Source organism: Anaerolineales bacterium, assembly GCA_022866145.1.
Lineage (GTDB): Bacteria > Chloroflexota > Anaerolineae > Anaerolineales > E44-bin32 > PFL42.
This window is the reverse complement of the sequence record JALHUE010000433.1, coordinates 1-2,812: the sequence shown is the minus strand read 5'-3', so window position 1 is coordinate 2,812 and position 2,812 is coordinate 1. Positions and strand designations below refer to the sequence as shown.

Below are 2,812 nucleotides of genomic sequence, written 5' to 3'. Positions count from 1 at the left end.
GGACGGCGTGCTGCTTCGAATCACCGAGGCCGCCCGCGAGCTCTCGGGCGCCAGCTACGCCGCCCTGGGGATCCCGGACGGGCACGGCTCGCTGGAGAAGTTCATCCCGGTCGGAATGACCGAAGAACAGATCCAGCGCATGGACCATCATCCCGTCGGTGAAGGTTTGATCGGCGAGATGCTGCGCCGCGGCGAGAGCATCAGGCTGGATGACTTGTCGCACCATCCCAAGTCGGCTGGATTCCCCGCCGGCCATCCGCCGATGCGCTCCTTTCTGGGCGTGCCGATCTCGGCCTACGGCAACGCCATCGGGCAGCTGTACCTAACGGAGAAGCAAGGCGGAGCCGCCTTCACCGAAGAGGACCAGCGGCTGATCGAGATGCTGGCCTCGCACGCCGCGGCCGCGATCGAGAACGCCAGGCTGTACCGCCAGGTTCTGGAGAGCGAGAAGGAGCTTTCCCAGCGAAACGAGGAACTCGAGCTCTTCAACACGTTGGCCACGGCCGTGAGCTCTGCCCTCGAGCTTGACGAATTGCTCGAGTCGATGCTGCCGCATGTAATGGAGCGGTTCGGCGCCGAGGCTGGTGAAGTCTTCCTGCGCGAGGAGGGCACCAGCGCCTACCGCTTGGCGCTGCTCAGAGGCGACGGCCCCCGGCCGTTCTGGGAGCTGGATCACTTTCACCTGGGCGAAGGCTTCGTCGGCGGGGTAGCCCTGGCCGGCAAGCCGGCCTGGACCGACAACCTGGCGGATGAGCCGCGCTTCCTCTCCCCGGCGATGACCCGCTCGGGCTTCGAATCGCTGGTCGGCGTGCCGCTGACGGCGCGCGGCCAGGTGGTTGGGGTGCTCGACATGGCCTTCCGCTCACCGCGGCGGATCACGGCCCGTGAGGCGGGATTGCTGGAGGCGGTGGGCGCCGGCGTCGGCGTGGCGGCCGACAACGCCCGGCTGTACCGCGATGCCCGGCGGCTGGCGGTGCTCGAGGAGCGCGAACGCATAGGTATGGACCTGCACGACGGCATCATCCAATCGATCTATGCCGTCGGCCTGAATCTAGAATCCGCTCGCCTGCTGTTCGATGGCTCCGCCGAGAAGGCCAAGGAGATGATCCCCCAGGCGATCGACGCCCTGAATGCGACCATCCGCGATATCCGCAACTACATCCTCGATTTGCAGCCCAGCCGCATCCCCACGGGTGACCTGGCGAAGGCGCTGGCGCGACTGGTGCGGGAGTTTCGCGCCAATACGCTCTCCGAGACCGACTTGCAGCTGGAAGCGGCGGCGCTGGTGCGGCTGACGCCGGAGGTCTCCACCTCGCTGTTCATGATCGCCCAGGAAGCACTAGCCAACGTAGCCAAACATGCCCGGGCTTCGCGCGCCTGGGTCAGCCTGCGCATGATTGGCGGCGGGGTGTGCCTGCAGATCATCGACAACGGGCTTGGTTTCGACGCCGAGCACTCCCAGCAGGTCCTCGGCCATGGTATGTCCAACATGGCCTCCCGCGCCCGCCACATCGACGGGGCCCTCGAAGTGGTTTCGGAACCCGGCGAAGGCACAACCCTGACGGTGCGCTTGCCCGAACCCGGCCCCGACCTGTCAGTGCCTGTTGGCACGAGGTCTGCCGATCAGGGACCCTCGTTCGATCCTTCACGCTGATAGGTGACCTGCCACATCGGGACAGGTATCACTTCAGCCCTGGCAAACGCCTGCCTATACTGAAGGTTGCCGGGGGATGGCCTGGCGTGAATTCGGCTGTGGTCTACATCGTCGACGAACATGAGCCCGTCAGGGGAGCCCTGGCCGAGCGGCTGGGGCGCGCCCAGGGGATCGCCATCCTCGGCCACTCCGGCGAAGTTGAGCGTGTGATCGAGGCTGCGACCAACGATCATCCCGATGTCGTCCTGCTGGAAATCAAGCGCACGGATGGCATGGGAATCGAACTGCTGCGCCAATTAGCGCATCTGCCCGACCCGCCTCAGGTGATCGTCCTGACGTCGTATCCCACAGAGTGGGAAAAGGATGCCGCCCACCGGGCGGGGGCCGCTGCCTATCTGCTCAAAGACATCGACTCGGATGAGTTGATCCGCTATATCGCCGATATTGTCGGCTAGCGGGAAGCTGGTTCGCCGGCAGGGCCTGAGCCTCCAGACGCGGATGGCGGACCTTGTCTAGCGGACCGCGCCCGCCGGCCAGGAGCGCCTCGCCCCGCAGGCCGCTCTCTAGCCCTTCAGGTATTGGGTCTTGAGGAAGTAGTCCAGCCAGATGAACGCCAGGCTGGCGAAGGCCAGGCAGACCAGCAACGCATTGCTGACGGAGAACTTGTCCAGGGTGGTGTTGAAGGCCAGGATGACCCCGGCACAAATCGCCAGGCCAAACCCCAGCGAAATCACCCAAACTGCGGCACGACGTGCTCTCATGGTCACCCCACTCCAAAATCCGAGCAACTTAGGCGATTTTACAGGTCGGCGGGTCTGCCGTCAAGCTGTCGGGTTGCCAAGCCGGTAGGGGCCCCCGTCTGAGCGACCGGGCAGCCGGCGCTGTCACCTAGAATCGGCCCGGGCCAAGACGCCCTGCCCAAGCTCTCCGAGGATCTGGAGGATCTCGGAATTCTCCGGGATGTCCGACATGGCGTGGCCATAGTGTGCATAGCGGGCGATGCCCTGGGAGTCGACAATCACCTGGGCCGGCATCCGCCCGAGCCTGAACAGGTTGACCTGCTGACCGAACAGCCGGAGCACGCGGTGCTCCGGGTCAGGCAGGCCCACGAAGGGCAAGTCGTGTTCGGCCCAATACGAACGGAAGGCGTCGGCATCG

The 2,812-nt window shown here is 65.4% G+C and carries 4 protein-coding genes; 2 read left to right on the top strand and 2 right to left on the bottom strand.

The features are described 5' to 3' along the window. Nucleotides 1-1,654 (top strand): GAF domain-containing sensor histidine kinase (locus tag MUO23_13040; GenBank protein ID MCJ7513877.1); only part of this gene is annotated, 1,654 nt, incomplete at its 5' end. Nucleotides 1,655-1,740: 86 nt separating this feature from the next. Continuing rightward, nucleotides 1,741-2,109, top strand: coding sequence for a response regulator (locus tag MUO23_13035; protein MCJ7513876.1), 369 nt, complete (start codon nucleotides 1,741-1,743; stop codon nucleotides 2,107-2,109). Between the two features lie 108 nt (nucleotides 2,110-2,217). Here MUO23_13035 and MUO23_13030 read toward each other — a convergent pair whose 3' ends face one another. Beyond that, nucleotides 2,218-2,415 carry a hypothetical protein gene (locus MUO23_13030; protein MCJ7513875.1) on the bottom strand — a complete coding sequence of 66 codons (198 nt, stop codon included), beginning with the start codon at nucleotides 2,413-2,415 and terminating at the stop codon, nucleotides 2,218-2,220. Nucleotides 2,416-2,538: 123 nt separating this feature from the next. Then, a partial coding sequence (locus tag MUO23_13025; protein ID MCJ7513874.1) for a hypothetical protein occupies nucleotides 2,539-2,812 on the bottom strand: 274 nt, incomplete at its 5' end.